General features: G+C 69.9%; 18 protein-coding genes. 9 read left to right on the plus strand and 9 right to left on the minus strand.

Features of this window, described 5'->3' with window-relative positions:
- Positions 1-200: 200 nt before the first annotated feature.
- The 4 genes from RBS12_RS09045 to purM all read left to right on the plus strand — a co-directional run bounded on the left by RBS12_RS09045 (position 201) and on the right by purM (position 5,188).
- Entirely contained in the window at positions 201-1,838 is a 1,638-nt protein-coding gene (locus RBS12_RS09045) for a hypothetical protein (protein ID WP_307965752.1), read from the plus strand.
- Positions 1,839-2,019: 181 nt separating this feature from the next.
- Positions 2,020-2,364, plus strand: a complete 345-nt coding sequence (locus RBS12_RS09050) for a hypothetical protein (protein ID WP_307965753.1) — start codon at positions 2,020-2,022, stop codon at positions 2,362-2,364.
- Between the two features lie 35 nt (positions 2,365-2,399).
- On the plus strand, positions 2,400-4,004 hold the full coding sequence (purF, locus tag RBS12_RS09055; RefSeq protein ID WP_307965754.1) for an amidophosphoribosyltransferase: 1,605 nt from the start codon (positions 2,400-2,402) through the stop codon (positions 4,002-4,004).
- Complete coding sequence (purM, locus tag RBS12_RS09060) at positions 4,001-5,188, plus strand: phosphoribosylformylglycinamidine cyclo-ligase (RefSeq protein WP_307965755.1); 1,188 nt, start codon at positions 4,001-4,003, stop codon at positions 5,186-5,188. The genes purF and purM overlap by 4 nt, the downstream gene beginning before the upstream one ends.
- Positions 5,189-5,423: 235 nt before the next feature.
- Here purM and RBS12_RS09065 read toward each other — a convergent pair whose 3' ends face one another.
- Both RBS12_RS09065 and RBS12_RS09070 read right to left on the minus strand, forming a co-directional pair.
- The gene (locus RBS12_RS09065; RefSeq protein ID WP_307965756.1) at positions 5,424-6,365 is read right to left on the minus strand and encodes a Sir2 family NAD-dependent protein deacetylase; all 942 of its coding nucleotides are present in this window, start codon (positions 6,363-6,365) and stop codon (positions 5,424-5,426) included.
- Positions 6,366-6,374: 9 nt separating this feature from the next.
- Positions 6,375-6,596, minus strand: coding sequence for a DUF3073 domain-containing protein (locus RBS12_RS09070; RefSeq protein WP_307965757.1), 222 nt, complete (start codon positions 6,594-6,596; stop codon positions 6,375-6,377).
- Between the two features lie 201 nt (positions 6,597-6,797).
- Here RBS12_RS09070 and RBS12_RS09075 point away from each other — a divergent pair, with 201 nt between their 5' ends.
- A complete protein-coding gene (locus RBS12_RS09075; protein ID WP_307965758.1) occupies positions 6,798-7,394 on the plus strand; it encodes a septum formation family protein in 597 nt (198 codons plus the stop codon).
- 31 nt (positions 7,395-7,425) lie between these two features.
- Here the strand turns inward: RBS12_RS09075 and clpB are convergent, their stop codons facing one another.
- On the minus strand, positions 7,426-10,077 hold the full coding sequence (gene clpB, locus RBS12_RS09080; RefSeq protein WP_307965759.1) for an ATP-dependent chaperone ClpB: 2,652 nt from the start codon (positions 10,075-10,077) through the stop codon (positions 7,426-7,428).
- Positions 10,078-10,204: 127 nt separating this feature from the next.
- On the opposite strand from clpB, the gene RBS12_RS09085 reads away from it, so the two are divergent.
- Positions 10,205-11,101: a DUF4031 domain-containing protein gene (locus RBS12_RS09085; protein ID WP_307965760.1), complete on the plus strand. Its 897-nt coding sequence runs from the start codon at positions 10,205-10,207 to the stop codon at positions 11,099-11,101.
- Positions 11,102-11,198: 97 nt separating this feature from the next.
- Here the strand turns inward: RBS12_RS09085 and RBS12_RS09090 are convergent, their stop codons facing one another.
- The 5 genes from RBS12_RS09090 to RBS12_RS09110 all read right to left on the minus strand — a co-directional run bounded on the left by RBS12_RS09090 (position 11,199) and on the right by RBS12_RS09110 (position 15,883).
- Positions 11,199-11,729: a 2'-5' RNA ligase family protein gene (locus RBS12_RS09090; protein WP_307965761.1), complete on the minus strand. Its 531-nt coding sequence runs from the start codon at positions 11,727-11,729 to the stop codon at positions 11,199-11,201.
- Positions 11,730-11,734: 5 nt separating this feature from the next.
- Complete coding sequence (locus tag RBS12_RS09095; protein ID WP_307965762.1) at positions 11,735-12,298, minus strand: YceI family protein; 564 nt, start codon at positions 12,296-12,298, stop codon at positions 11,735-11,737.
- 75 nt (positions 12,299-12,373) lie between these two features.
- Positions 12,374-12,775 (minus strand): YccF domain-containing protein, encoded by a 402-nt coding sequence (locus RBS12_RS09100; RefSeq protein ID WP_307965763.1) that lies wholly within the window; start codon positions 12,773-12,775, stop codon positions 12,374-12,376.
- A 76-nt stretch (positions 12,776-12,851) separates the two neighbouring features.
- Positions 12,852-14,630: a DEAD/DEAH box helicase gene (locus RBS12_RS09105; RefSeq protein WP_307965764.1), complete on the minus strand. Its 1,779-nt coding sequence runs from the start codon at positions 14,628-14,630 to the stop codon at positions 12,852-12,854.
- Between the two features lie 206 nt (positions 14,631-14,836).
- A complete protein-coding gene (locus RBS12_RS09110) occupies positions 14,837-15,883 on the minus strand; it encodes an Lrp/AsnC family transcriptional regulator (protein ID WP_307965765.1) in 1,047 nt (348 codons plus the stop codon).
- Between the two features lie 123 nt (positions 15,884-16,006).
- Between RBS12_RS09110 and RBS12_RS09115 the strand changes: the two genes are divergently transcribed.
- The 3 genes from RBS12_RS09115 to trmB all read left to right on the plus strand — a co-directional run bounded on the left by RBS12_RS09115 (position 16,007) and on the right by trmB (position 19,760).
- Positions 16,007-17,296 (plus strand): M20 family metallopeptidase, encoded by a 1,290-nt coding sequence (locus RBS12_RS09115; protein ID WP_307965766.1) that lies wholly within the window; start codon positions 16,007-16,009, stop codon positions 17,294-17,296.
- 104 nt (positions 17,297-17,400) lie between these two features.
- On the plus strand, positions 17,401-18,711 hold the full coding sequence (locus RBS12_RS09120) for an MFS transporter (RefSeq protein ID WP_307965767.1): 1,311 nt from the start codon (positions 17,401-17,403) through the stop codon (positions 18,709-18,711).
- A gap of 173 nt (positions 18,712-18,884) precedes the next feature.
- Positions 18,885-19,760 (plus strand): tRNA (guanosine(46)-N7)-methyltransferase TrmB, encoded by an 876-nt coding sequence (gene trmB, locus RBS12_RS09125; protein WP_307965768.1) that lies wholly within the window; start codon positions 18,885-18,887, stop codon positions 19,758-19,760.
- Positions 19,761-20,323: 563 nt separating this feature from the next.
- Here trmB and RBS12_RS09130 read toward each other — a convergent pair.
- A complete protein-coding gene (locus RBS12_RS09130; protein WP_307965769.1) occupies positions 20,324-21,187 on the minus strand; it encodes a LysR family transcriptional regulator in 864 nt (287 codons plus the stop codon).
- Positions 21,188-21,196 lie beyond the last annotated feature (9 nt).

Below are 21,196 nucleotides of genomic sequence, written 5' to 3' on the forward strand. Positions count from 1 at the left end.
GGGCGTGGTGCACCGCCAGCCCCGAGCACCGATCGATCTTCCAAGATAACCGCTATCCGACCGAGGTGTCGCGAAAATGCCCCTCGAATGGCGCAAAAGTGCTCTTTCGACCGGTCGCCCCGCGAGGAGCCTCTACCGTTCAGAGTGTCCGACGCCCCGAATTGCCGCCGGCGTCGAAATCTTCCGAAGAAAGAGGCATCATGCCAGACCCGAATATCCCCGTGTCCCCGGAAGGCGGGACCGCATCGCCGGGCGGAATTCCGCGACGCACCGTCACTCGTGCGGCGGCGTGGAGCGTTCCCGTCGCCATGGCCGTCGTCGCGACGCCGCTCGCGGCTGCCTCTGGGGGCCAAAGCGGCACCATCGTGTTCGACTATCCCGAGTACGTCACCGGGCCGGGAATGGTCTACGGGACGATCACCGGAAAGGTCATCCCGACCCCGGGGACGGCGCTTCCGGCATCGATCACTCTCGGGTACCCGAACACCTGGGGCGGACCCACGACCGTGTCGGTCAACGTCGACGGGACGTTCAGCGTCGTCGGTGTCACCGCGCCGCCGAACGTCGGCAGCGCAACGCTCACCGCGTCCGCCCAGAACTTCACGTCTGGCACCACGAAGCTCACGGTCCTCCAGAACGCCGTTCCGCCGGCGACCGACGGCATCGTGTGGGGCGAGAACCTCGACGTCACGCTGTTCAGAGGCAATGCTTCAACACTCGAGAAGTATGCGGTGCCGGCCGAGGGCCTGAGAGGAGCAGGCACGCTGGCTGCGTCCTCGGTCATTGCCATGGCTGGGGGCTACCGCGGCGTCAACAGCTACCTCATCCGCAGCGACAACACCCTCTGGAGCCACGGCGACGGGGGCAACGCCACCGCCCCGGGCACGAACCAGCCGGTGTTCTACGCCGGCCAGTTCAGCTTCTCCGGCAGCACGGCCCTCTTCACCGGCGAGAATTTCGTCGATGTCGTCGGGTTCACAGGCGGCGGCTACGTGCTGACGACCCACGGCCGAATCTTCTCGTGGGGCTACAACTCGGGCACCGGCTCGCTTGGCAACGGCACGTTCGGCCCCGACACGAACATCCCGAAGCTCGTCACGATCCCCAAGCCGGACATCTTCGTCACGGCGATCTCGGCGAGCTACACGGGCGGCATCGCGCTCGACAGCAAGGGCCGCGTGTGGGCGTGGGGCATCAACGATTTGTCCGATCTCGGTACGGGTTTGACCGGCAACCAGTCGATCATGAAGCCCGTCGTCCTGTCGGACGGCACCACCCAGCTCTCCGGCGTGACGCAAATCCGCGGAAAGTTCAAGGGAGGCTACGCCCTGCGCTCAGACGGGACGGTCTACAGCTGGGGCGACGGCACCGGCTACATGAACGGCAATGGACTCTTGACCAACCAGAATTACGCGGCGCCCGTTCTGACCGGTCCAGGAACGACCCTGACCGGGATCAAGCTGCTGCCGAAGTTCTACCACGAGGCGTATCACAGCGCAGCGCTCGGGACCAACAACGTGCTCTACACGTGGGGCTACGGCTCTTACTTCGTCCACGATCCAGCAAGCGTGGCAAACCGACAGTACGCGACGCCATACAGCGGCTCGCTTCCCACGGGAACGATCACTGACGTGGCGCTGAGCTACTACGGCATCCACATCCGGCTCTCCGACGGCACGTCCTGGAACTGGGGAGACGGCGACTACGGCCAGGACGGCAACGGAACCCTGAACACGCCTCAGCGGACCCCGGTGCAGACCTTGACCGGGCCTGGAACGCCCGCCATCATCGGCGGCTTCTTCCCCAACAGCCACGGCGGCGTCATCGCGCACAAGTAGCACGTAGCGCGCACAGTCGTTCGGCCCGGCACCGGCAATTCGGCCCTGGGTCGAGCGCTCCGGCTCGCACCCGGATCACGTGGCCCCCGCATCGCGTCGATGCGGGGGCCACGCTCCTGTCCAGGCGCCGTCTCAGTGGCGGCAGAGCGCGGCCCCGCGCGGAGATCGGTACGCTTGAATCATGCCTTCTCAGCGCCGCATCACCGTTCGCCGTGCCCCGAAATACGTCCCGTTCCTGGTAGCGGGCGCGCTCCTCGGGGCGATCGTAGCCGCGATCATCGGCTACACGGGGCCCGTTCCGGACGGCTACACGCGCGGATCGATCTTCGGCTACTTCCTTGTGATCTTCGTGGCCGCCGGCCTGCTGGTGGGCGGCGTCGTCGTCCTCATCCTGGACCGCGTGAGCATCGCCCGGGCCCGGAAGGCCATCGTCGAGGAACTGCCCGAAGACGAGGCCGAGGAAGCACCCGGCGAGGGGCACGCGGAGACGGAGGACGACGGCGAACAGAGCCCGCCGTCCCCGTGAGAGGGACGCTCCCGCGGCCATGAGACAATTGACCAGTGGTACGCGGTGACGGACTCCTCTCACTTGACCTAGACCCTGTTGACAAAGGCCCCAAGGACGCCTGTGGCGTCTTTGGCGTATGGGCACCCGGCGAAGAAGTCGCCAAGCTGACCTACTACGGCCTGTACGCCCTGCAGCACCGCGGCCAAGAGTCCGCGGGCATCGCAGCGAGCGACGGAACGCGCATCAGCGTGTACAAGGACATGGGCCTTGTCTCGCAGGTGTTCGACGAGTCGACGCTCAACACGCTCACGGGCCACATCGCCGTTGGGCACTGCCGCTACTCGACTACGGGAGCCAGCCACTGGGCCAACGCCCAGCCGACGCTCGGCGCCACGGCCAACGGCACGGTCGCCCTCGCGCACAACGGCAACCTCACGAACACCGCCGAGCTCCGCGAGATGATCGAAGAGCTCACGGGCGGCCACCTGACTGGCGAGATGAAGCAGGGCAACACGTCGGACACGGCTCTCGTGACGGCCCTCCTCGCGGGCGAGCGGGGCCACACTCTCGAGGAGACCGCGATGGAGCTCCTCCCCAAGATCCGCGGCGGCTTCTGCTTCGTGTTCATGGACGAGGGCACGCTCTACGCCGCGCGCGACACGTACGGGATCCGGCCGCTGTGCCTCGGGCGCCTCGAGCGCGGCTGGGTCGTCGCGTCCGAGCAGTCCGCGCTCGCGACCGTCGGCGCGAGCTTCATCCGGGAGATCGAGCCGGGCGAGTTCATCGCGATCGATGAGAAGGGCGTGCGCACGCACCGCTTCGGCGAGGCGACGCCAGCCGGCTGCGTCTTCGAGTACGTGTACCTCGCGCGCCCGGACGCGGCCATCGCGGGCCGCTCCGTGTATGAATCGCGCGTCGAGATGGGCCGCCAGCTGGCCCGCGAGAACAGCCACGAGGCGGACATCGTCATCCCCGTGCCGGAGTCGGGCACCCCGGCGGCCGTCGGCTACGCGGAGGAATCGGGCATCCCGTTCGCGCACGGCTTCGTCAAGAACTCCTATGTGGGCCGTACGTTCATCCAGCCGTCGCAGACGCTGCGCCAGCTCGGCATCCGACTCAAGCTCAACGCCCTCGAGTCGGTGATCCGCGGCAAGCGCGTCGTCGTCGTCGACGATTCGATCGTCCGCGGCAACACGCAGCGCGCGATCGTGCGCATGCTGCGGGAAGCCGGCGCGAAGGAGGTCCACGTCAAGATCTCCTCGCCGCCCGTGAAGTGGCCGTGCTTCTACGGCATCGACTTCGCGTCCCGCGCCGAGCTCATCGCCAACGGTGCAACGGTCGAGGAGATCTCCCAGGCCATCGGCGCCGACTCCCTCGGCTACATCTCCGAGGACGGCATGATCGCCGCGACGCAGCAGCCGCGCGAACGGCTCTGCACGGCATGCTTCACGGGCAAGTACCCGATCGCTCTGCCGAGCGCGGACAAGCTCGGCAAGAACGTCCTCGAGCGGGGCCTTGAGCCGGCGGGCGCGGAGCGCACGGAGCCGGCCGACGACGAGGATCCGGGCGTGCGCCCCGGCGCCGCGGGCTGCGACCCGGGACCCGGTTCCGAACTCGAATCCCTGCTGACCCCGGAAGACCGCGAGGCCACTGTATGACGACTCCCGCCCCACGCACTGATTCAGCCGCCCACGCCTCCCCGGCAACCGGCATCACCTATGCCGCCGCCGGCGTCGACGTCGAAGCCGGGGACCGCGCCGTCGAACTCATGAAGGACGCCGTCAAGGCGACGCACAACGCCTCGGTGCTGGGCGGCGTCGGCGGTTTCGCGGGGCTGTTCGACGTGAGCCGCCTGCTCACGTACCGCCGCCCGCTGCTCGCGACGTCGACGGATGGCGTGGGCACGAAGGTCGCGATCGCGCAGGCCATGGACGTGCACGACACGATCGGCTTCGACCTCGTGGGCATGGTCGTGGACGACATCGTCGTGGTGGGCGCCGAACCGCTGTACATGACGGACTACATCGCGTGCGGGAAGGTCGTTCCTGAGCGCATCGCGGACATCGTGCGCGGCATCGCGGCGGCCTGCTCGGTCGCGGGCACGGCGCTCGTGGGCGGCGAGACGGCCGAGCACCCGGGCCTGCTGGGCGAGAACGAGTACGACGTCGCGGGCGCGGCCACGGGCGTCGTCGAGGCCGACGCGCTGCTCGGCCCCGAGCGGGTTCGCTCAGGCGACGTCGTGATCGCGATGGCATCCTCGGGCATCCACTCGAACGGCTACTCGCTCGTGCGCCGCGTCATCAATCACGCGGGCTGGGCGCTCGACCGTCAGGTCTCCGAGCTCGGCCGGACCCTCGGCGAGGAGCTCCTCGAGCCCACGCGCGTCTACGCTGCGGACTGCCTCGATCTCGTCCGCGCCCTCAACGGCACGGCGGGCGGGCACGACCTCGCGCTGCGCGGGTTCAGCCACGTGACGGGCGGCGGACTCGCCGCGAATCTCGCCCGCGTCCTGCCGAAGGGCCTCCTCGCCACCGTCGACCGCTCGACATGGGAGCTTCCCGCCGTCTTCAAGCTCGTCGCCGAACTCGGCGGCGTGCCGCAGGCCGATCTCGAGCGGACCCTTAACCTCGGCGTCGGGATGGTCGCGATTGTCGCGTCGAGCGCCGCCGACGCGGCCCTCGCGCGCCTCGCCGAGCGCGGCGTGCCGGCGTGGGTCATGGGCACCGTGGGAACTGACGACGTGTCCTCTTCGGCTGGCGCCTCAGCCGCCGGCCCGGACTACGTCCAGGGTGCCAAGGGCGTCGACGGCGGGGCGGTCCGCCTCGTCAACGCGTACGCCTAGGCGTCCCCTACCCGCAATTGTCGGGTTGCGCAGGGTGGATAAGCCTTCGACCCTGCACAACCCAACAAATCCCCTGAGTCACGCGGCTCTGGGCGACAACACACCGCGTGTCATTGCGAAAGGTCGGCGAGTCGCCGGCCGGCGCCCCTCAATGCTGGGGAGCTCGGCGGCAAACCTGGGGACGTTGGCGTGCGCATGCTCTGCGAAGCTTCTGACGACGCCGCAGCGTGGAGGTTCAGAGGCTGGCCGCAAGCACCTCGAGCGCCTCGCCGACGTCCGCGCGCCAGCGCCATTCCGCGCGACTGTCGCCGCGCGTCGGCCCGGCGTTGACGATCCCGACCCGCTTCCCCTCGCGAACGGCGTCGAGCACGAACCTGAATCCGCTCATGACCGCGAGCGACGAGCCGAGGACGAGCAGGCTCCGCGCCTCGGCGAGCATCGCCGTCGCCCGCTCCTTGCGCTCGAGCGGCACGCTCTCGCCGAAGTAGACCACATCGGGCTTGAGCTCGACGGAACCGCACACGAGGCACCCCACCATGAGGAAGCGGTCGACCCAGGACTGGGGAAGCTCGACGTCACCGTCCGGATTCACCGTCCCCGGGTCCAGGCGCACGGCCTCCGCGTAGCCGGGGTTCGCCTGCGCGAGGCGCTCGTCGAGATTGGACCGGCCCTCGATCGTGCCGCAGTTGAGGCACACGACCTTGTCGAGGTCGCCGTGGAGCGTCACGAGGTTGCGGGACCCGGCGGCGGCATGCAGCCCGTCGACGTTCTGGGTGACGACGCCGAGCACCGCACCCTCCGCTTCGAGCTGGGCCAGCACCCTGTGCGCGCGGTTCGGCTGCGCCCGGTCGATGTGCCGCCAGCCGATGAAGCTGCGCGCCCAGTACCGATGGCGCGCCGCCGGATCGTGGCGGAACTCCTGGTACGTCATGGGCCGATGCTTGCGCCACGCGCCCTGGGGACCGCGATAGTCGGGGATCCCGGAGGCCGTCGAGACGCCCGCGCCCGTGAGTGCCATGACGCTGCCTGCGCGGAGGAGCCCTAGCAGTCCGGCGCGCGCCTCGTCAGGATCCTGGAGTTCGACGGATTCGACTACCTCGCGCGCGATCGAGCGGAGCGCGGCCGCATGGGCTCGCGCCACGGCGGGATCGTTCGTGCGATCAGTGACCTCGCTCATGCGCGCTGGTCAGCCGGTCTGCCGGGTGTCCTCGCCGTCATCGTCAAATTGATCCGCATACTTGTCCTCGTACTCGGAGTAGTCCGGTTCGAGGTCGTTCGCGTCATGATGCGGGTGGCTGTTCGAAGCGCCGAGTTCGCGCTGAAGTGCCGCATAGTCAGTGTTCGGGCTGTAGTACTTGATGTCCCGAGCCTGCTTGGTTGCCTTAGCCTTTTGACGGCCGCGCCCCATGGCGTGACCCCCTCTTTTGCCTCGTCCCGGAGGTAGTCGCGAAGGCAGGCTCGCGAGGCCCCGGAGTCATGATCAATTTGTCGTAGGTCTAGACTACATGTAATTGCGGTCGCCTGCGTATTCGGGAGGAGCCCGCTGTTGGCTTGCGGGGACCCAGCTCCCCTCTCTCCTCGTTGGCACAACGGAAGGGCATTGAACGGCATGGAGAGCGCGCAGGGTTCGTACGTCCCGTCCTCGGACCCCACGTCGCAGCCCACCACGCGCCGTCAGGCCCGTGTCCCCCTACGACGACGACGGACCGCCGCCTTCCCCGCGAACCTCGGCGTCCGCTGGCCTCACACGGCGTGGGGCCGCGTGCTCGCGTCGGGGAGCGCCGTCGTCGTACTCCTCGTCCTCTGGGCGATGGTCGCCTCGCTCACGGCAAAGCACGAGGGGCCCGCCCCTGCCAGCGAAAGCGCCACGTCCTCCGCGGACTACAAGGTGGGCGACTGCTTCGCGGACTTCGACGGCAAGGCCCAGGCCAATCGCGTCGTCGCCTGCACGTACGATCATTCGGCCCAGCTCGTGGCCGTCACCACCTACGCGGCCGGCGATTCCTACCCCGGCAAGGACGCCCTCGAATCCCGGGCGTCCGAGCTGTGCCGCCAGACGAAGCTCAACATCCCGCAGGATACGAGCAGCCTCAAGCAGAGCACCGGCTACCCCACCCAGGGCGGGTGGGGCAACGGCGACCGGCGGGTGGACTGCTTCGTCGTGAGCTCGAAGGGCAACTCGCTCACCGCATCGCTGCTCCCGTAGCCCACGGGCGCGCCGGGCAAGGCGCGCCGCGCTAGGCCTCCTGATCCGCCGAGAGCTTCCGCGTGACGCTGAGCCCGCCGCTCGTCGCGCCTGTGAGGTCCTGAAGGTCGACTGAGACGTCCGCGACGTCCACGAGGACCGTATCGCCCTCGCTGATCTCCCCCGCGAGGAGCCCCCGCGCGAGCCGGTCACCGATCTCGCGCTGGACGAGCCGCCGCAGCGGGCGCGCGCCGTAGGCCGCGTCATAGCCGGACATCGCAAGCCACGCCCGCGCGCCGTCGCTGACCTCGAGCGTGAGCCGACGGTCGTGCAGGCGCCGCTGGAGCGCGTCGACCTGGAGCTGGACGATCTCGGAGAGCTCCTCGACGCTCAGGGCATCGAACATGATGACCTCATCGAGCCGGTTGAGGAACTCGGGCTTGAACGACGAGTTCACGATGCCCATGACGGCCTCGCGCTTCGTCTCGGGGCTCAGGTCCAGGTCCACGAGGAACTGGCTCCCCAGGTTGGACGTGAGAACGAGGATCGTGTTGCGGAAGTCCACGGTGCGGCCCTGGCCGTCGGTGAGGCGGCCGTCGTCGAGCACCTGGAGCAGGATGTCGAACACCTCGGGGTGCGCCTTCTCGACCTCGTCGAGCAGGATCACCGAATACGGGCGCCGCCGCACGGCCTCGGTGAGCTGCCCGCCCTCCTCGTAGCCGACGTAACCGGGAGGCGCCCCGACGAGACGCGCGACCGAATGCTTCTCCGAATACTCGCTCATGTCGATCCGCACCATGGCGCGCTCGTCGTCGAACAGGAAGTCCGCGAGCGCCTTCGCGAGCTCGGTCTTGCCGACACCGGTCGGCCCGAGGAACAGGAACGAGCCAGTGGGCCGGTTCGGGTCGCTGATGCCAGCGCGGGCGCGGCGGACGGCGTCCGAGACCGCCCGGACCGCCTTCGACTGCCCGATGAGCCGCTTGCCGAGCTCCTCCTCCATGTTCAAGAGCTTCTGGCTCTCGCCCTGGAGCATGCGCCCGGCGGGGATGCCGGTCCACGCCGAGATGACCTCGGCGATGTCGTCGGCTGTGACCTCCTCGGCTACCATCGTGGCCTTGCCGCCGGCCTCGGCCTCGGCGGCCTCCGCCGCCGAGGCAGCCGAGAGTTCGCGCTCGAGCGTCGGGATCTCGCCGTACAGGATGCGGGACGCCTCGGCGAGGTCGCCGTCGCGCTGGGCCTTGTCCGCGAGCGAGCGCAGCTCGTCGAGCTTGGCCTTGAGCTCGCCGACCCGGTTGAGGCCGGCCTTCTCCGCCTCCCAGCGCGCGTTGAGGCCCGCGAGCTGCTCCTTCTTGTCCGCCATGTCCTCGCGCAGGGCCTCGAGCCGCTCGACGGAGGCCGCGTCCGTCTCGCCTTCGAGCGCGAGCTCCTCCATCGTGAGACGGTCGACGGCGCGGCGGAGCTGGTCGATCTCTTCCGGCGCGGAGTCGATCTCCATGCGGAGCCGTGACGCGGCCTCGTCGACGAGGTCGATCGCCTTGTCCGGAAGCTGACGCCCCGTGATGTAGCGGTGAGAGAGCGTCGCGGCGGCGACGAGCGCGGAGTCGGCGATCGCAACCTTGTGGTGCGCCTCGTAGCGCTCCTTGAGGCCGCGGAGGATCGCGATCGTGTCGTCGACGCTCGGCTCGCCCACGAACACCTGCTGGAAGCGGCGCTCGAGGGCCGCGTCCTTCTCGATGTTCTCGCGGTACTCGTCGAGAGTCGTGGCGCCGATCATGCGCAGCTCGCCGCGCGCGAGCATGGGCTTGAGCATGTTCCCCGCGTCCATCGAGGAATCGCCGGTCGCGCCGGCCCCGACCACCGTGTGGAGCTCGTCGATGAACGTGACAATCTGCCCCTCGGAGCTCTTGATCTCCTCGAGGACGGCCTTGAGCCGCTCCTCGAATTCGCCGCGGTACTTCGCGCCCGCGACCATCGAGCCGAGGTCGAGCGAGATGAGGGTCTTGCCGCGCAGGCTCTCGGGAACGTCGCCCGCGACGATGCGCTGGGCGAGGCCCTCGACGACAGCCGTCTTGCCGACGCCGGGCTCGCCGATGAGCACGGGATTGTTCTTCGTGCGGCGCGAGAGCACCTGGATGACCCGGCGGATCTCGGCGTCGCGGCCGATGACCGGATCGAGCTTCCCCGAGCGGGCGATCGCCGTGAGGTCGGCGCCGTACTTCTCGAGCGCCTGGAACGTGTTCTCGGGATCGGGACTATCCACCTTGCGGTCGCCGCGCACGCCAGGGAGGGCGGCCTTGAGCGACTCGAGGGTGGCCCCGTTGTCGCGGAGCGCCTTGCCGGCGGCGCCGCCGTCGGCCGCAAGCCCGAGCAAGAGGAGCTCGGTCGAGACGTAGCTGTCCCCCAGACGCTCCGCCTCCTGCTGTGCCGCATGGATGACCTGAAGGCCCTGGCGGCTCAGCTGGGCCTGCGCGACCGTGGTGCCCGAGCTCGCCGGCAGGGCCTTGATCGCGGTGCTCGCGGCGACGCTCACGGCGTCCGGGTCCGCCCCGGCAGCCCGGAGAAGCGCGACCGCCACGCCCTCCCGCTGATCCATGAGCGCCTTGAGCAGATGAGCGGGCTCGACCTGCGGGTTGCCTGCCGTCGAGGCGTTCATGGCAGCAGCCGAAAGCGCCTCCTGGCTCTTCGTGGTGAATTTGACGTCCAAAAGAGAGCTCCTTCCCCGGTTACCGGACCCCATCCAACCGCGTCGGCCTCACTCAGGTCAACGCATTTAACTTGAGTCTACTAGACTCAAGTCACGGCGACAAAACGAGCATGCGATGCTGTGACGTATGGCCATCCTCATCGACTCCCCGATGTGGCCCGCGCACGGAACCGTGTTCGCCCACCTCATCTCGGATACGTCTCTCACCGAGCTCCACGACTTCGCCTCCGGGGCCGAGATTCCCGAGCGGGCCTTCGACGAGGACCACTACGACGTCCCCGAACGCCGCCACGCGGACCTCGTCCGCCGCGGCGCCATACCCGTCGACGGCCGTACTCTTGCCCGGACGCTCATCGCCTCCGGCCTCCGAGTCCCCGCTCGCGAGCGTGCGAAGGCCCTCGCGCTCCCGCTCGCCCAGCGCTGGGACCGACTGCTTCCGGGCCGCCCCGAGCTCGGGCGCGAGCTCGTCGAGCGCTGGTCCGAGCCCCATCGTCGCTATCACACGGGGGCTCACCTTTTCGCGGTCCTCACGGCGCTCGAATCGATTGCCGACGACGGCGCCGCACCTCCCGCCGTCGTCCTCGCCGCGTGGTTCCACGACGCGGTGTATGCCGGCGCCGCGGGACGGGACGAGGAGGACTCGGCCCAGCTCGCGGAGACGCGGCTTGCCGACGCGGGGCTTGCGCGAGGCGAGGTCGCCGAGGTTGCGCGCCTCGTGCGGCTCACGGCGAGCCACGCCCCCGCGGCGGACGACGGCGCAGGGCAGCTCCTGTGCGACGTGGACCTTTCCGTCCTCGCCCGGGACCCCGCGGGGTACCGCCGCTACACGATCCAGGTCCGGGCGGAGTACTCGCAGATCCCGGACGAGCTGTTCAGGGCTGGGCGGGCCCGCGTCCTCGAGCATCTCCTGGCCCTCGATCCCCTGTTCCACACCGAACGGGCACGCGAGCTCTGGCTCGAGCGCGCCCACGCGAACCTCCTCACGGAACTCGACGAACTGAGGGAAGCGGCACGCCAGGCCTAGTGCCCCTTCACCGCATCGGTATTCCTTCGCCGCAATGATGCCGCGGGTCCGCAGCTCCATTGCGGGGAAGGACGCCCAATGCGCCAACCGGGGGTCCCTAGGCCTGAGGCGCCCACTCGGCGACGACGTCACGCACCGACGTGTCGCCGCCCGGCGCCATGTCGACGAGCGAGACGGTCTCGAGCGAGAGCCACTCCCCGCGGCGCACACGCCGCGTGCCCTGGACCGAGACGTGGGGTCGGAAGCCCCGGCCCGTGTGCTGCGGGCTGTGCACGTGGCCGCCGCCCTCGCGCACCGCAGTCTGCACCTCGGCAAGGACTCCGTCGTGAAGCTCTTGGAGCACGGGATCGGCCTCGACGAGCGAGACGCGCACGCGACCGCGGTAGCCGAAGTCGGCCTCCCCCGCGACGCGGACGCGGATCGCGCCGTCGAGCGCCGACAATGCCCTCCCGCACGCGGCCAGGGCGGCAGCGCGCGGCGCGTCGAACCGCACGAGCGTCACGTGGAGGGGCCAGGACCGCTTGCTGAAGCGCGTTCCCACGGGCGTCGGCTCGACGAAGGAGACAACGACAAAGGCGCCCAGCGGCCCTGCCGAAGCCGAACCGTCGGGCGCCTCTCGCGCGGCCATGAGACCTAGTTCTGCGACGCCTCGGTCTTGACGGCCGAGATCTCGAACTCGAGCAGGATGCGGTCGGAGACGAGCACGCCCCCCGAATCGAGCGCGACGTTCCAGTTGAGTCCGAAGTCCTTGCGGTCGATGCGCCGGGACCCCTCGAAGCCGGCCCGCAGGTTGCCCATCGGATCGCGCTCGACGCCGACGAACTCAAGCGGCACAGCGATCTCCCTCGTCACGCCGCGGATGGTGAGCTGGCCGTTGACGATGAAGCTGCTCTCCTCGACCTGATCGATGCGCGTGCTCTCGAACGTGATCTCGGGGAAGTGGGGCGCGTCGAAAAAGTCGTTCGTGCGCAAGTGCTCGTCTCGTTGAGCGTTGCGCGTGTCGATGCTCGCGACCTTGATCGTGACCTTGACGGCCGATTCGGTGGGGTCCTGGGCATTGACGCTGATGACGCCTTCAACGTCGTTGAAGGCGCCGCGGACCTTCGTGACCATCGCATGGCGGGTCGAGAAGCCGAGGCGCGTGTGGGTAGGGTCGAATCGCCATTCGCCGGAATACGACGGGTCGATGTCTGGCATGGGGCCTCCTTTGACGTAGACAACCTATCCGCACGGGCCTCAGGTAACAAAGGCGGTGCGCTCAAGTTGCGAAAGTCAGCGGGTATAGCCCGCCATGAGGCGGTCCGTGCGGACGATGCGCTTGCCGAGCGGGGAGAGCGAGACCGGGATGAGCTTGAGGTTCGCGATCGCGAGAGGGATCCCCACGATCGTCGCCGCCATCGCGATGGCCGTCGCGACATGCCCGATCGCGATCCAGATCCCCGCCACGAGGAGCCAGATGATGTTGCCGAGCTCGGCCGGGACGCTCACGTTCTCATGACGGTCCACGATGGCCCGGCCGAAGGGCCACAGCGCGTAGGCCCCGATGCGGAACGACGCGATGCCCCACGGGATCGTCACGATCAGAAGACAGCACACCATCCCCGCGAGGAAATAGCCGAGCGCGAGGGCGAAGCCACCAAAGACAAACCAGATCACGTTGAGCAGGGTCTTCATGCCACCAGTCTGCCCCGCCCGGGCACCGCGCGCCTACGCCCCGATCGGCATCGCCGGGAGCCAGCGGCGCCCGGAGTCAGCCGCGCCGGGTGTTCGACGCCGGTGCGCTCGCCCGCCGCGGGCCGCGCCGACCGCCGTCGGAGCCGCGCTGCCCGGCACCACGCGATCCGGAGGCTGCGCCGCCCCCGCGTCCGCCGCCGTAATTCCCGCCGGAGGTGCCGCCCGTCGTCGTGCTCCACACCGCGCTGCTGCCCGCGCGGGGCGTGGACCGCCGCGACTGGCTGCCGCGAGACTCGCCCTTCTCCCCGCTCCGCGGTGCGGAGGAACGCTCGCCGCCACGGGCCTCGCTCCGCGGTGCGGAGGAACGCTCGCCGCCACGGGCCTCGCTCCGCGGTGCGGAGGAACGCTCGCCGCCACGGGCCTCGCTCCGCGGTGCGGAGGAACGCTCGCGGGCCTTCGAGCCACGCTCGCCGCCACGGGCGTCCCCACGGCCCGCCGAGGGAGCTCCTCCGGCCGCGGCCCCGCCTGAACCGCGGCCGCGCCGCGCGCGCTTGCGCTGCGCGTTCGCGCCGGTCGACTTCCCGCCGCCCTGCTGCGGGAGCTTCGCCGCGACCTCAGCCGCGCGCTCCGCCGGGTCGACGTAGTCGGCCGGCTCGCCGACGAGCTCGGCCACGGCGGCCGACGACGACGTCACAGGCTGGAATTCGACCTTGACGCCCGCGTGGCGCAGGAGATCGCGCACCTCGTGCTGCTGCTCGGGCAGGGAGACCGTGACGACGGCGCCCTCGGAGCCCGCGCGGGCGGTGCGGCCCGAGCGGTGCAGGTAGGACTTGTGCTCGGCCGGCGGGTCGACGTGGACGACGAGCTCGACGTCGTCCACGTGCACGCCGCGCGCGGCGACATCCGTCGCGACCAGGACGCGCACGGCGCCCGACGCGAAGTCCGCGAGGTTGCGGTCGCGCGCGTTCTGCGAAAGGTTGCCGTGGAGGTCGACGGCGGGGATCCCGGCCAGGGTGAGCTGCTTCGCAAGCCGCTTCGCGTGGTGCTTGGTCCGCATGAAGAGGACGCGACGCCCACGGCCGGAGGCGAGCGCGTGTACGAGATTCTTCTTGGCGCCCGCGTCGGCGGCCACAAAGACGTGGTGCTCCATCGTCGTGACGGCGGCACGCGCCTCGTCGACGGAGTGGGTGAGCGGATTGTGGAGGTACCGCTTGACGAGCGCGTCGACGCCGTTGTCGAGCGTCGCGGAGAAGAGGAGCCGCTGGGCATCCTTGGGCGTCGCGTCGAGGAGGCGCTTCACGACGGGCAGGAAGCCGAGGTCCGCCATGTGGTCCGCCTCGTCGAGCACCGTGACCTTCACGTGGCCGAGGTCCACGAGCCCTTGGCGTCCGAGGTCCTCGAGGCGCCCCGGGCACGCGATGACGATGTCGACGCCGGCGTTGAGCGCGCGCTCCTGGCGCTGCTGGGAAACGCCGCCGTAGATGACCGTCGTCGTGAGGCCCGCGGCGTGGGCCAGCGGCTCGACGGTCGCGTTGATCTGGGTCGCGAGCTCGCGGGTCGGGGCGAGCACGAGGCCGAGCGGGCGGCGCGGGGCGCGGGCGACGGCGGCGCCCGCCGCATCGAGGCGCGCGACGAGCGGGATCGCGAACGCGAGCGTCTTCCCCGAGCCGGTGCGGCCGCGGCCGAGCACGTCGCGGCCCGCGAGCGTGTCGGGCAGCGTTGCGGCCTGGATCGGGAACGGGGTCTCGATGCCCTGGTGGGCGAGGGCGCTATCGAGCACGGACGGCACGCCGAGCGTCGCAAACGTGGGGGAAGGAGTGGTGGGGGCAGGCATGAGTACAGTCAGCTCCAGCATCGGAAGGTCCCCGCAGACCGGGCGGCAAGCGGGTTCGCCGAAGAAAGGGAGCCTGGCACGGGGCCTGTCAACGCGTTCATCGACGCAGGGCTCTGCGTCCGACGCCTACGGAGGAAAGTGTTCCGTGAGGCGAAGTAGCCTGTCAGGCGAGGTTTGCCTGTGAGGCGCCGCGGGTCATGAGGCGCCGCGGCCGCGGCCCAATTGAGTCATTCTATCAGGATCGGGGACGCGACCACGTCTCCGGTCGCCGTACCGTCCGGCCTCAGCATGCACCCGACGCGCTTGACGCTGCTCAGCATGACCGTGCTCTGGACGAGCTCGATCCCGGGAATCCGCTCCTGGAGGGCGAGCTCCGCGGTCATGACGTCTGCCACGGTGCGCAGCCACATCATGATCGTGAAGTTCGTCTGGCCCGTCGTCGACGCGACGAGACGCACGTTCCGGAGGCCGCTGAGCGCCGCGGCGGCCTGGACGTGCTGGCCCGGCGGGACTTTCGTGAGCCACTTGCACGCGACGGGATACCCCGCTGGCCCTTGCGCGACCTCGCATCGGAACGAGAGCAGGCCGCTCCCGATCACGCGCGCGAGCTGCCGGTGGACGGTCGCGGGGCTGCGGCCGAGCTCGCGCGCCATGTCCGCGGCGCTCGCGCGCCCGTTGCGGGCGAGGAGCGGGAGGAGGTCGAAGCACGCGGGTGGGAGCCGGCCGCTGAACGGCTCGGACCGCGCGAGTGCCGAGAACGCGGCGATCTGCTCGCGATCGAGGGCCGCGAGCCGCCACGAGTGCCCGCCCGAGTGGAGGCGCGTGCACAGTTCGGTCTGGATCCGGCTCACCCCGGGCGCCGTGGCGAGGCGCGGAAGGATCGACTCCGCGCATTCGGAGAGGTTGCGCGCGAAAACCGTGAGGGCGATCTCGGGCTGGCTCGTCGCGACGTCGATCGTTTGCACAACGGGAATGACCGCAAGCGCCGCGACGGCCTCCTCGCGGCGGCCCGGCACGCATTCGACGTCGACGAACGCGAGCACCATCTCGGACGGGTCGCCCTTGAGGTGGGCGGTCACCCACGCGAGCCCGGCCGAGTGGAGGCGCTCCCACCGGCGCGCGAGCGTCGCGGGATGCGCGCCGAGGATGTCGGCGGCGTCGAGCCAGGCGACGCGCGGGGCGATCTGCAGCGCGTGGAGGAGGGCGAGATCGTCCTCCGAAAGCTCGACGACGGGGGCACCCCATGAGAGAAATCTCTGCCGGGCAGAATCCATGTGAGCGATTATTGCATTTTTACGCGCGGGAAATACGGCGTCCCGCACACTGTCTGACGAACACAAAAAACGTGGCGCACGCCACACGTGGGCGCCGTCCGGCGCCGTGAAGGAGGAGCCGAATTGATCGACGAGGCACGCGGCCTGCAGGACACACTCACGGCGTGGCGGCATGCCCTCCACCAGGAGCCCGAGATCGGCCTCGACCTCCCCCGCACGCAGGAAAAGGTCCTCGCCGTCCTCGACGGCCTCGGGCTGGAACTCAGCACGGGCACCGACACGACGTCGGTCACCGCAGTGCTCCGCGGCACGGGAGGATCGGCCGCTCGCGCCGAGCACCGCGGCGGCGAGAACGACGACGACGGCGGGTCGCCGTCGTCGTCCACTGTGCAGGGATCTGCGGCGCAGGCCGAGCGACCCGTGGTGCTCCTTCGCGCGGACATGGACGGCCTCCCCGTCCAGGAGCGCACGGGCGTCGAGTTCACGTCGCGGATCGACGGCGCGATGCACGCCTGCGGGCATGACCTGCACACGTCGATGCTTCTCGGCGCGGCCACCATCCTGGCGGACAATCGGCACAAGCTCGCGGGCGACGTCGTCCTCATGTTCCAGCCCGGCGAGGAGGGCTACGACGGTGCGAGCGTCATGGTGCGCGAAGGCGTCCTCGACGCCGCGGGGCGCCGCGCCGACGCGGCCTTCGGCCTCCACGTCTTCTCGTCCATGGAACCGCACGGGCGCTTCGTGACGCGCCCCGGCGTCATGATGAGCGCCTCCGACGGCCTCTTCGTCACGGTGCGCGGCGCGGGCGGGCACGGCTCCGCCCCGCATGCGGCCAAGGATCCCGTGACCGTCGCCGCGGAGATGGTCCTCGCGCTCCAGACGATGGTCACGCGCCAGTTCAACATGTTCGATCCGTGCGTCGTGACGGTCGGGCGGCTCGCTGCGGGCACGAAGCGCAACGTCATCCCGGACGCCGCCGAGTTCGACGCCACGATCCGCACGTTCTCCGATGCGAACCGCGACCGCATGCAGCGCGCTATCCCGCGCCTTCTCGAGGGCATCGCCCACGCCCACGGCCTCGAGGTCGACGTGCGCTACGCGGCCGAATACCCGCTCACGGTCACCGACGTGGCCGAGACGGAGTTCGCGGAGTCGACCATCAACGAGCTCTTCGACGGGCGGCACTCGCGCCTCGCGCAGCCTCTGAGCGGCTCGGAGGACTTCTCGCGCGTCCTCGCAGAGGTCCCCGGGAGCTTCATCGGGCTGAGCGCCGTTCCCGCGGGAGTCGACCCCACGACGACCGCGTTCAACCACTCCCCGTTCGCGGCGTTCGACGACTCGGTCCTCACCGACGGCGCGGCGCTGTACGCCCAGCTCGCCCTCGCCAAGACGGCGGAACTCGCCGCCCGCTGACGGCCGCCGCCCCCGGACGGTCCGCACACCCGGCCGTCCGGGGGCTTCGCCCACCGCATCCACGCCCACCACTCCCCCGCACCCACCGCCCCCTGGAGACATCCATGACAGCCAGCACCGGCCCCAGCACGCGCACGGCGAGCGCCGCCGTCGTCGCCCCCTCCGCGCGTCGCACGCTCGTCAGCACCGGCATCGGCAACGCCGCCGAGTGGTACGACTGGGCCATCTACGCGACCTTCGCGCCGTACTTCTCGAAGCAGCTGTTCAGCCCGTCCGACCCGACCTCGGCGATCCTCTCGACGCTCGCGATCTTCGCCGTCGGCTTCGTGGCCCGCCCGTTCGGCGGCTTCGTCTTCGGCTGGGTCGGCGACCGATTCGGGCGGAAGACGTCGATGACGATGACGGTCGCGCTCGCTGCCGTCGGCAGCCTCCTCATCGGCATCGCCCCGACGTTCGGGGCCGTGGGTGCGCTTGCCTCGCTCGTGCTCCTCGTCGCGCGGCTCGTGCAGGGCCTCGCGCACGGCGGCGAGCTCCCCTCCTCGCAGACGTACCTTTCCGAGATGGCCCCGCGCGAGAAGCGCGGCTTCTGGTCCACCCTCATCTACTTCTCGGGCACGCTCGGCAACATGACCGGCGCGCTCATCGGCGCGATCCTCGCGGCCGCCCTTCCCAAGGCGGACATGGCCGCGTGGGGCTGGCGTCTCCCCTTCATCCTCGGCGCGCTCATGGGCCTCTACGGGCTCGTCATGCGCGCCCGCATGCCCGAGACCGAGGCGTTCGAGGAGCTCGACACCGCTCACCACAAGTCGCAGGGGCTCATCAAGGACATCCTCGAACACCGCAAGCAGGCTCTCCAGGTCATCGGCATGACGGTCGGCCTCACGGTCATCTACTACGTGTGGGCCATCGTCGCGCCCACGTACGCCGCGACGAGCCTCAAGCTGGACCCGGGGCAGGCGCTCTGGTACGGGTTCGCGGCGAACCTCGTCTTCCTCGCGGTTCTCCCACTGTGGGGCAAGCTGAGCGACAGGATCGGACGCAAGCCCGTGCTCATCATCGGCGGCCTCGGATGCGCCGTCCTGCATTTCCCCATGACGTGGCTCCTGCACGACTCGCTGTGGCAGCTCTTCGTCTCGATGTCCGTCATGCTCATCTTCATCGCGGCGGGCGCCGCGATCGCCCCGGCCGCGTACGCTGAGCTGTTCCCCGCCAAGGTGCGCACGGCCGGCGTCGGCGTACCCTACGCGATCGCCGTCGCGGCCTTCGGCGGCACGGCCCCGTACCTGCAGACCCTCTTCACGGACGTCGTGAAGCAGCCGTGGATGTTCAATGTGTACGCCGTGGTCATGGTGCTCGTCTCCGTCGCCGTCGTGCTCAGCCTGCCTGAGACGAAGGGCAAGGACCTCAGCGTCTGACCGTTCAGGGGTCACCTCCCGTGGGTGCGTGGCGCGCGCACCCACGGGAGGTGACCCCTCGACGAACCGGCACCCACGGGAGGTGACCCCTCGACGAACCGGCACCCACGGGAGGTGACCCCTCGACGAACCGGCACCCTCGGGAGGTGACCCCTGAACTAGGCTTGAGGGCGATGAGCGAGCACCCCGAATCCCCCGCCGCCGAGCACCAGCCAGGCGACGCCAACCCGATCACCCCCGGCAGCCAGGCGTCCTTCGGCACGTACCGGCGCCAGCCGGTGAGCTTCGTGCGCCGCGGCACGCGGCTTCAGGGCCGGCGGCAGCAGGCGTGGGACGAGCACGCGGAGGCCTTCGTCGTCGACGTCCCCCGGCACGTCGCCGACACGTCGGTCCACCCGGAATACGTGTTCGACGCCGGGGCCGAATTCGGGCGTCCGGCTCCCCTCGTGATCGAAATAGGCTCCGGGCTCGGCGAGGCCGTTGTCGCCGCCGCGGAGGCCAGCCCCGAACGCAACTTCCTCGCGGTCGAGGTGTACCGGCCCGGCCTCGCCAACACGCTCCTGCGCATCGCGCAGCGCGGACTCACGAACGTCCGCGTGGTCCAGGCCAACGCGCCGGAGGTCCTCGGCACGATGCTGCCCCCGGGCTCCGCGAGCGAGGTCTGGGTTTTCTTCCCCGATCCGTGGCACAAGACTAAGCACCACAAGCGGCGGCTCGTGAACGATTCGTTCGCGGAGCTCGCCGCTCGCGTCCTCGCGCCGGGCGGCCTGTGGCGGCTCGCGACCGACTGGTCCGGCTACGCGCAGCAGATGCGCGACGTCGTCGTCGCCTCGCCTGCGTTCCGCAACGCGCACGACGGCGAGCGCACCGGGGCGGCGAGCCCCCTCACGGCGGCGTGGGCCTCCGGGGTCGACTGCGAGCCGACGGGCGAGACCGATTCCGTAGGCGGGTGGGCGCCGCGGTTCGAGGGCCGCGTGCTCACGAGCTTCGAGAACAAGGCCCTCAAAGCCGGGCGAGTGATCTTCGACCTGACGGCGGTGCACGACTAGCGTTCGCGAGCCTGCGTCGAGCGACGGCCGGCGCCGTCGCCCTCGGCCGGGGCGTCGGGCGACTTCGTCCGGGCCACCCGCCCCGACGCGCGGAACGCCCCAGAATCGGACGTTTGCCTCAAGTTTCAGCGCGAGGCAAGTCCGAAAGGCAGGGCACTCCTGGGAAAGACGGCTTGTGGCCGAGAAGACGGACTCGGCCCGTCTTCTCGGCCACAACGCGTCTCAGCGTCGGCCGTTCGCTCGCCGCCCGCCCCTATCCAACGGGCCGCGGACAAAGAGAGCTCGCGAATGCCGCAAGAACGGCCGTCGCGACGGGCAGAACCACCGGCCATAAGATTCTGCGCAGACCAATCTCACCCATCACCGCAAGTAGCGGGCCCCAGAGGAGTTGGGCCGCCGTCAACGTCAGGATGAGGGCGAAAGCGAACGCGCCGAGCACGCTGTCCAGCGTCGCTGCCGTCCGCGGAATCGACTACAACTCGTAGACGCCAGCGACCAACCCAGCCGACGCAAAGCACCCAAAGACTCCAGGCCTGTGGACGCGCAGGACGTATCTCACCGCACTATCTGGCCCGCAGCGCGCCCACGAGGGCCTCCGCGAGCGGGTTCCACGCGCGGTTGGCCGGGCCGCTCAGGACGAGTCGGCGCCCGAGGGTCGGCTCGAGCGGAACCATCTGGAGCTCGTCAGGGAGCATGGCCGCGCCCAGGCCCGGCATGATGGCCACCCCGACGCCCTCTTGGACCATCACGATGAGGGTCGCGAGCTCGCGCACACGCTGTCGCATCTCGAACGGCATGCCGGCCTTGGCATGGATTCGGCGGACCTCGTTCTCGCACCCGCCCGTGTTCACGATGAGGCCGTCCTCATGGAGCTCTCGCAGCGGGATCCGCTCCTCCCCCGCGAGCGGGTGATCGCGCCGCACCACGGCACAGTATTCGTCCGCGCCGACGACCACGGATCCGGGAGGATCGGGGTGCGGGTCGACGAGGATCGCGGCGTCGACGGTGCCGTTTTCGAGCCATTCGGGGATTTCGTCGTCGTCGCCCTCGAAGAGGCTCACCTCGACCTTCGGCAGGCGGGCGGCCCACACGGTCAGCAGCCCGGGGACGAGCCCCTGGCACACGGTCGGAACGGCGCCGAGCCGGACACGGCCCTCGGGCACCCCGGACCGGGCGCGCATGCTTCCGTCGAGCGCGTCCAACGCCGCGACCGCAGCCCTCGCGTGGGGGATCACCTCGCCCGCGAGCACGGTGGGCGCGTTGGCCCGCTCGCGGTCCAGCAAGATCCCGCCGATGTCCTCTTCGAGCGCACGGAGCGTCCGGGACACGGACGATTGGCTCACGCCGAGAAGCTGGGCCGCCGACGTGAAGGAGCCGCTGTCGACGACGGCGAGCAGCGTGCGCAACTGCGGAACGGTCGGTGCCATGCATTCATG

The sequence above is a fragment of the Sinomonas sp. ASV322 genome, assembly GCF_030908245.1.
Classification (GTDB): domain Bacteria; phylum Actinomycetota; class Actinomycetes; order Actinomycetales; family Micrococcaceae; genus Sinomonas.

Excerpts from the sequence above, each read along its gene's own strand:
- RBS12_RS09045 (WP_307965752.1), top strand. The coding sequence starts at position 201 with ATGCCAGACCCGAATATCCCCGTGTCCCCGGAAGGCGGGACCGCATCG.
- RBS12_RS09050 (WP_307965753.1), top strand. The coding sequence starts at position 2,020 with ATGCCTTCTCAGCGCCGCATCACCGTTCGCCGTGCCCCGAAATACGTC.
- purM (WP_307965755.1), top strand. The coding sequence starts at position 4,001 with ATGACGACTCCCGCCCCACGCACTGATTCAGCCGCCCACGCCTCCCCG.
- RBS12_RS09065 (WP_307965756.1), bottom strand. The coding sequence starts at position 6,365 with ATGAGCGAGGTCACTGATCGCACGAACGATCCCGCCGTGGCGCGAGCC.
- RBS12_RS09070 (WP_307965757.1), bottom strand. The coding sequence starts at position 6,596 with ATGGGGCGCGGCCGTCAAAAGGCTAAGGCAACCAAGCAGGCTCGGGAC.
- RBS12_RS09075 (WP_307965758.1), top strand. The coding sequence starts at position 6,798 with ATGGAGAGCGCGCAGGGTTCGTACGTCCCGTCCTCGGACCCCACGTCG.
- RBS12_RS09085 (WP_307965760.1), top strand. The coding sequence starts at position 10,205 with ATGGCCATCCTCATCGACTCCCCGATGTGGCCCGCGCACGGAACCGTG.
- RBS12_RS09090 (WP_307965761.1), bottom strand. The coding sequence starts at position 11,729 with ATGGCCGCGCGAGAGGCGCCCGACGGTTCGGCTTCGGCAGGGCCGCTG.
- RBS12_RS09095 (WP_307965762.1), bottom strand. The coding sequence starts at position 12,298 with ATGCCAGACATCGACCCGTCGTATTCCGGCGAATGGCGATTCGACCCT.
- RBS12_RS09100 (WP_307965763.1), bottom strand. The coding sequence starts at position 12,775 with ATGAAGACCCTGCTCAACGTGATCTGGTTTGTCTTTGGTGGCTTCGCC.
- RBS12_RS09105 (WP_307965764.1), bottom strand. The coding sequence starts at position 14,630 with ATGCTGGAGCTGACTGTACTCATGCCTGCCCCCACCACTCCTTCCCCC.
- RBS12_RS09110 (WP_307965765.1), bottom strand. The coding sequence starts at position 15,883 with ATGGATTCTGCCCGGCAGAGATTTCTCTCATGGGGTGCCCCCGTCGTC.
- RBS12_RS09120 (WP_307965767.1), top strand. The coding sequence starts at position 17,401 with ATGACAGCCAGCACCGGCCCCAGCACGCGCACGGCGAGCGCCGCCGTC.
- trmB (WP_307965768.1), top strand. The coding sequence starts at position 18,885 with ATGAGCGAGCACCCCGAATCCCCCGCCGCCGAGCACCAGCCAGGCGAC.
- RBS12_RS09130 (WP_307965769.1), bottom strand. The coding sequence starts at position 21,187 with ATGGCACCGACCGTTCCGCAGTTGCGCACGCTGCTCGCCGTCGTCGAC.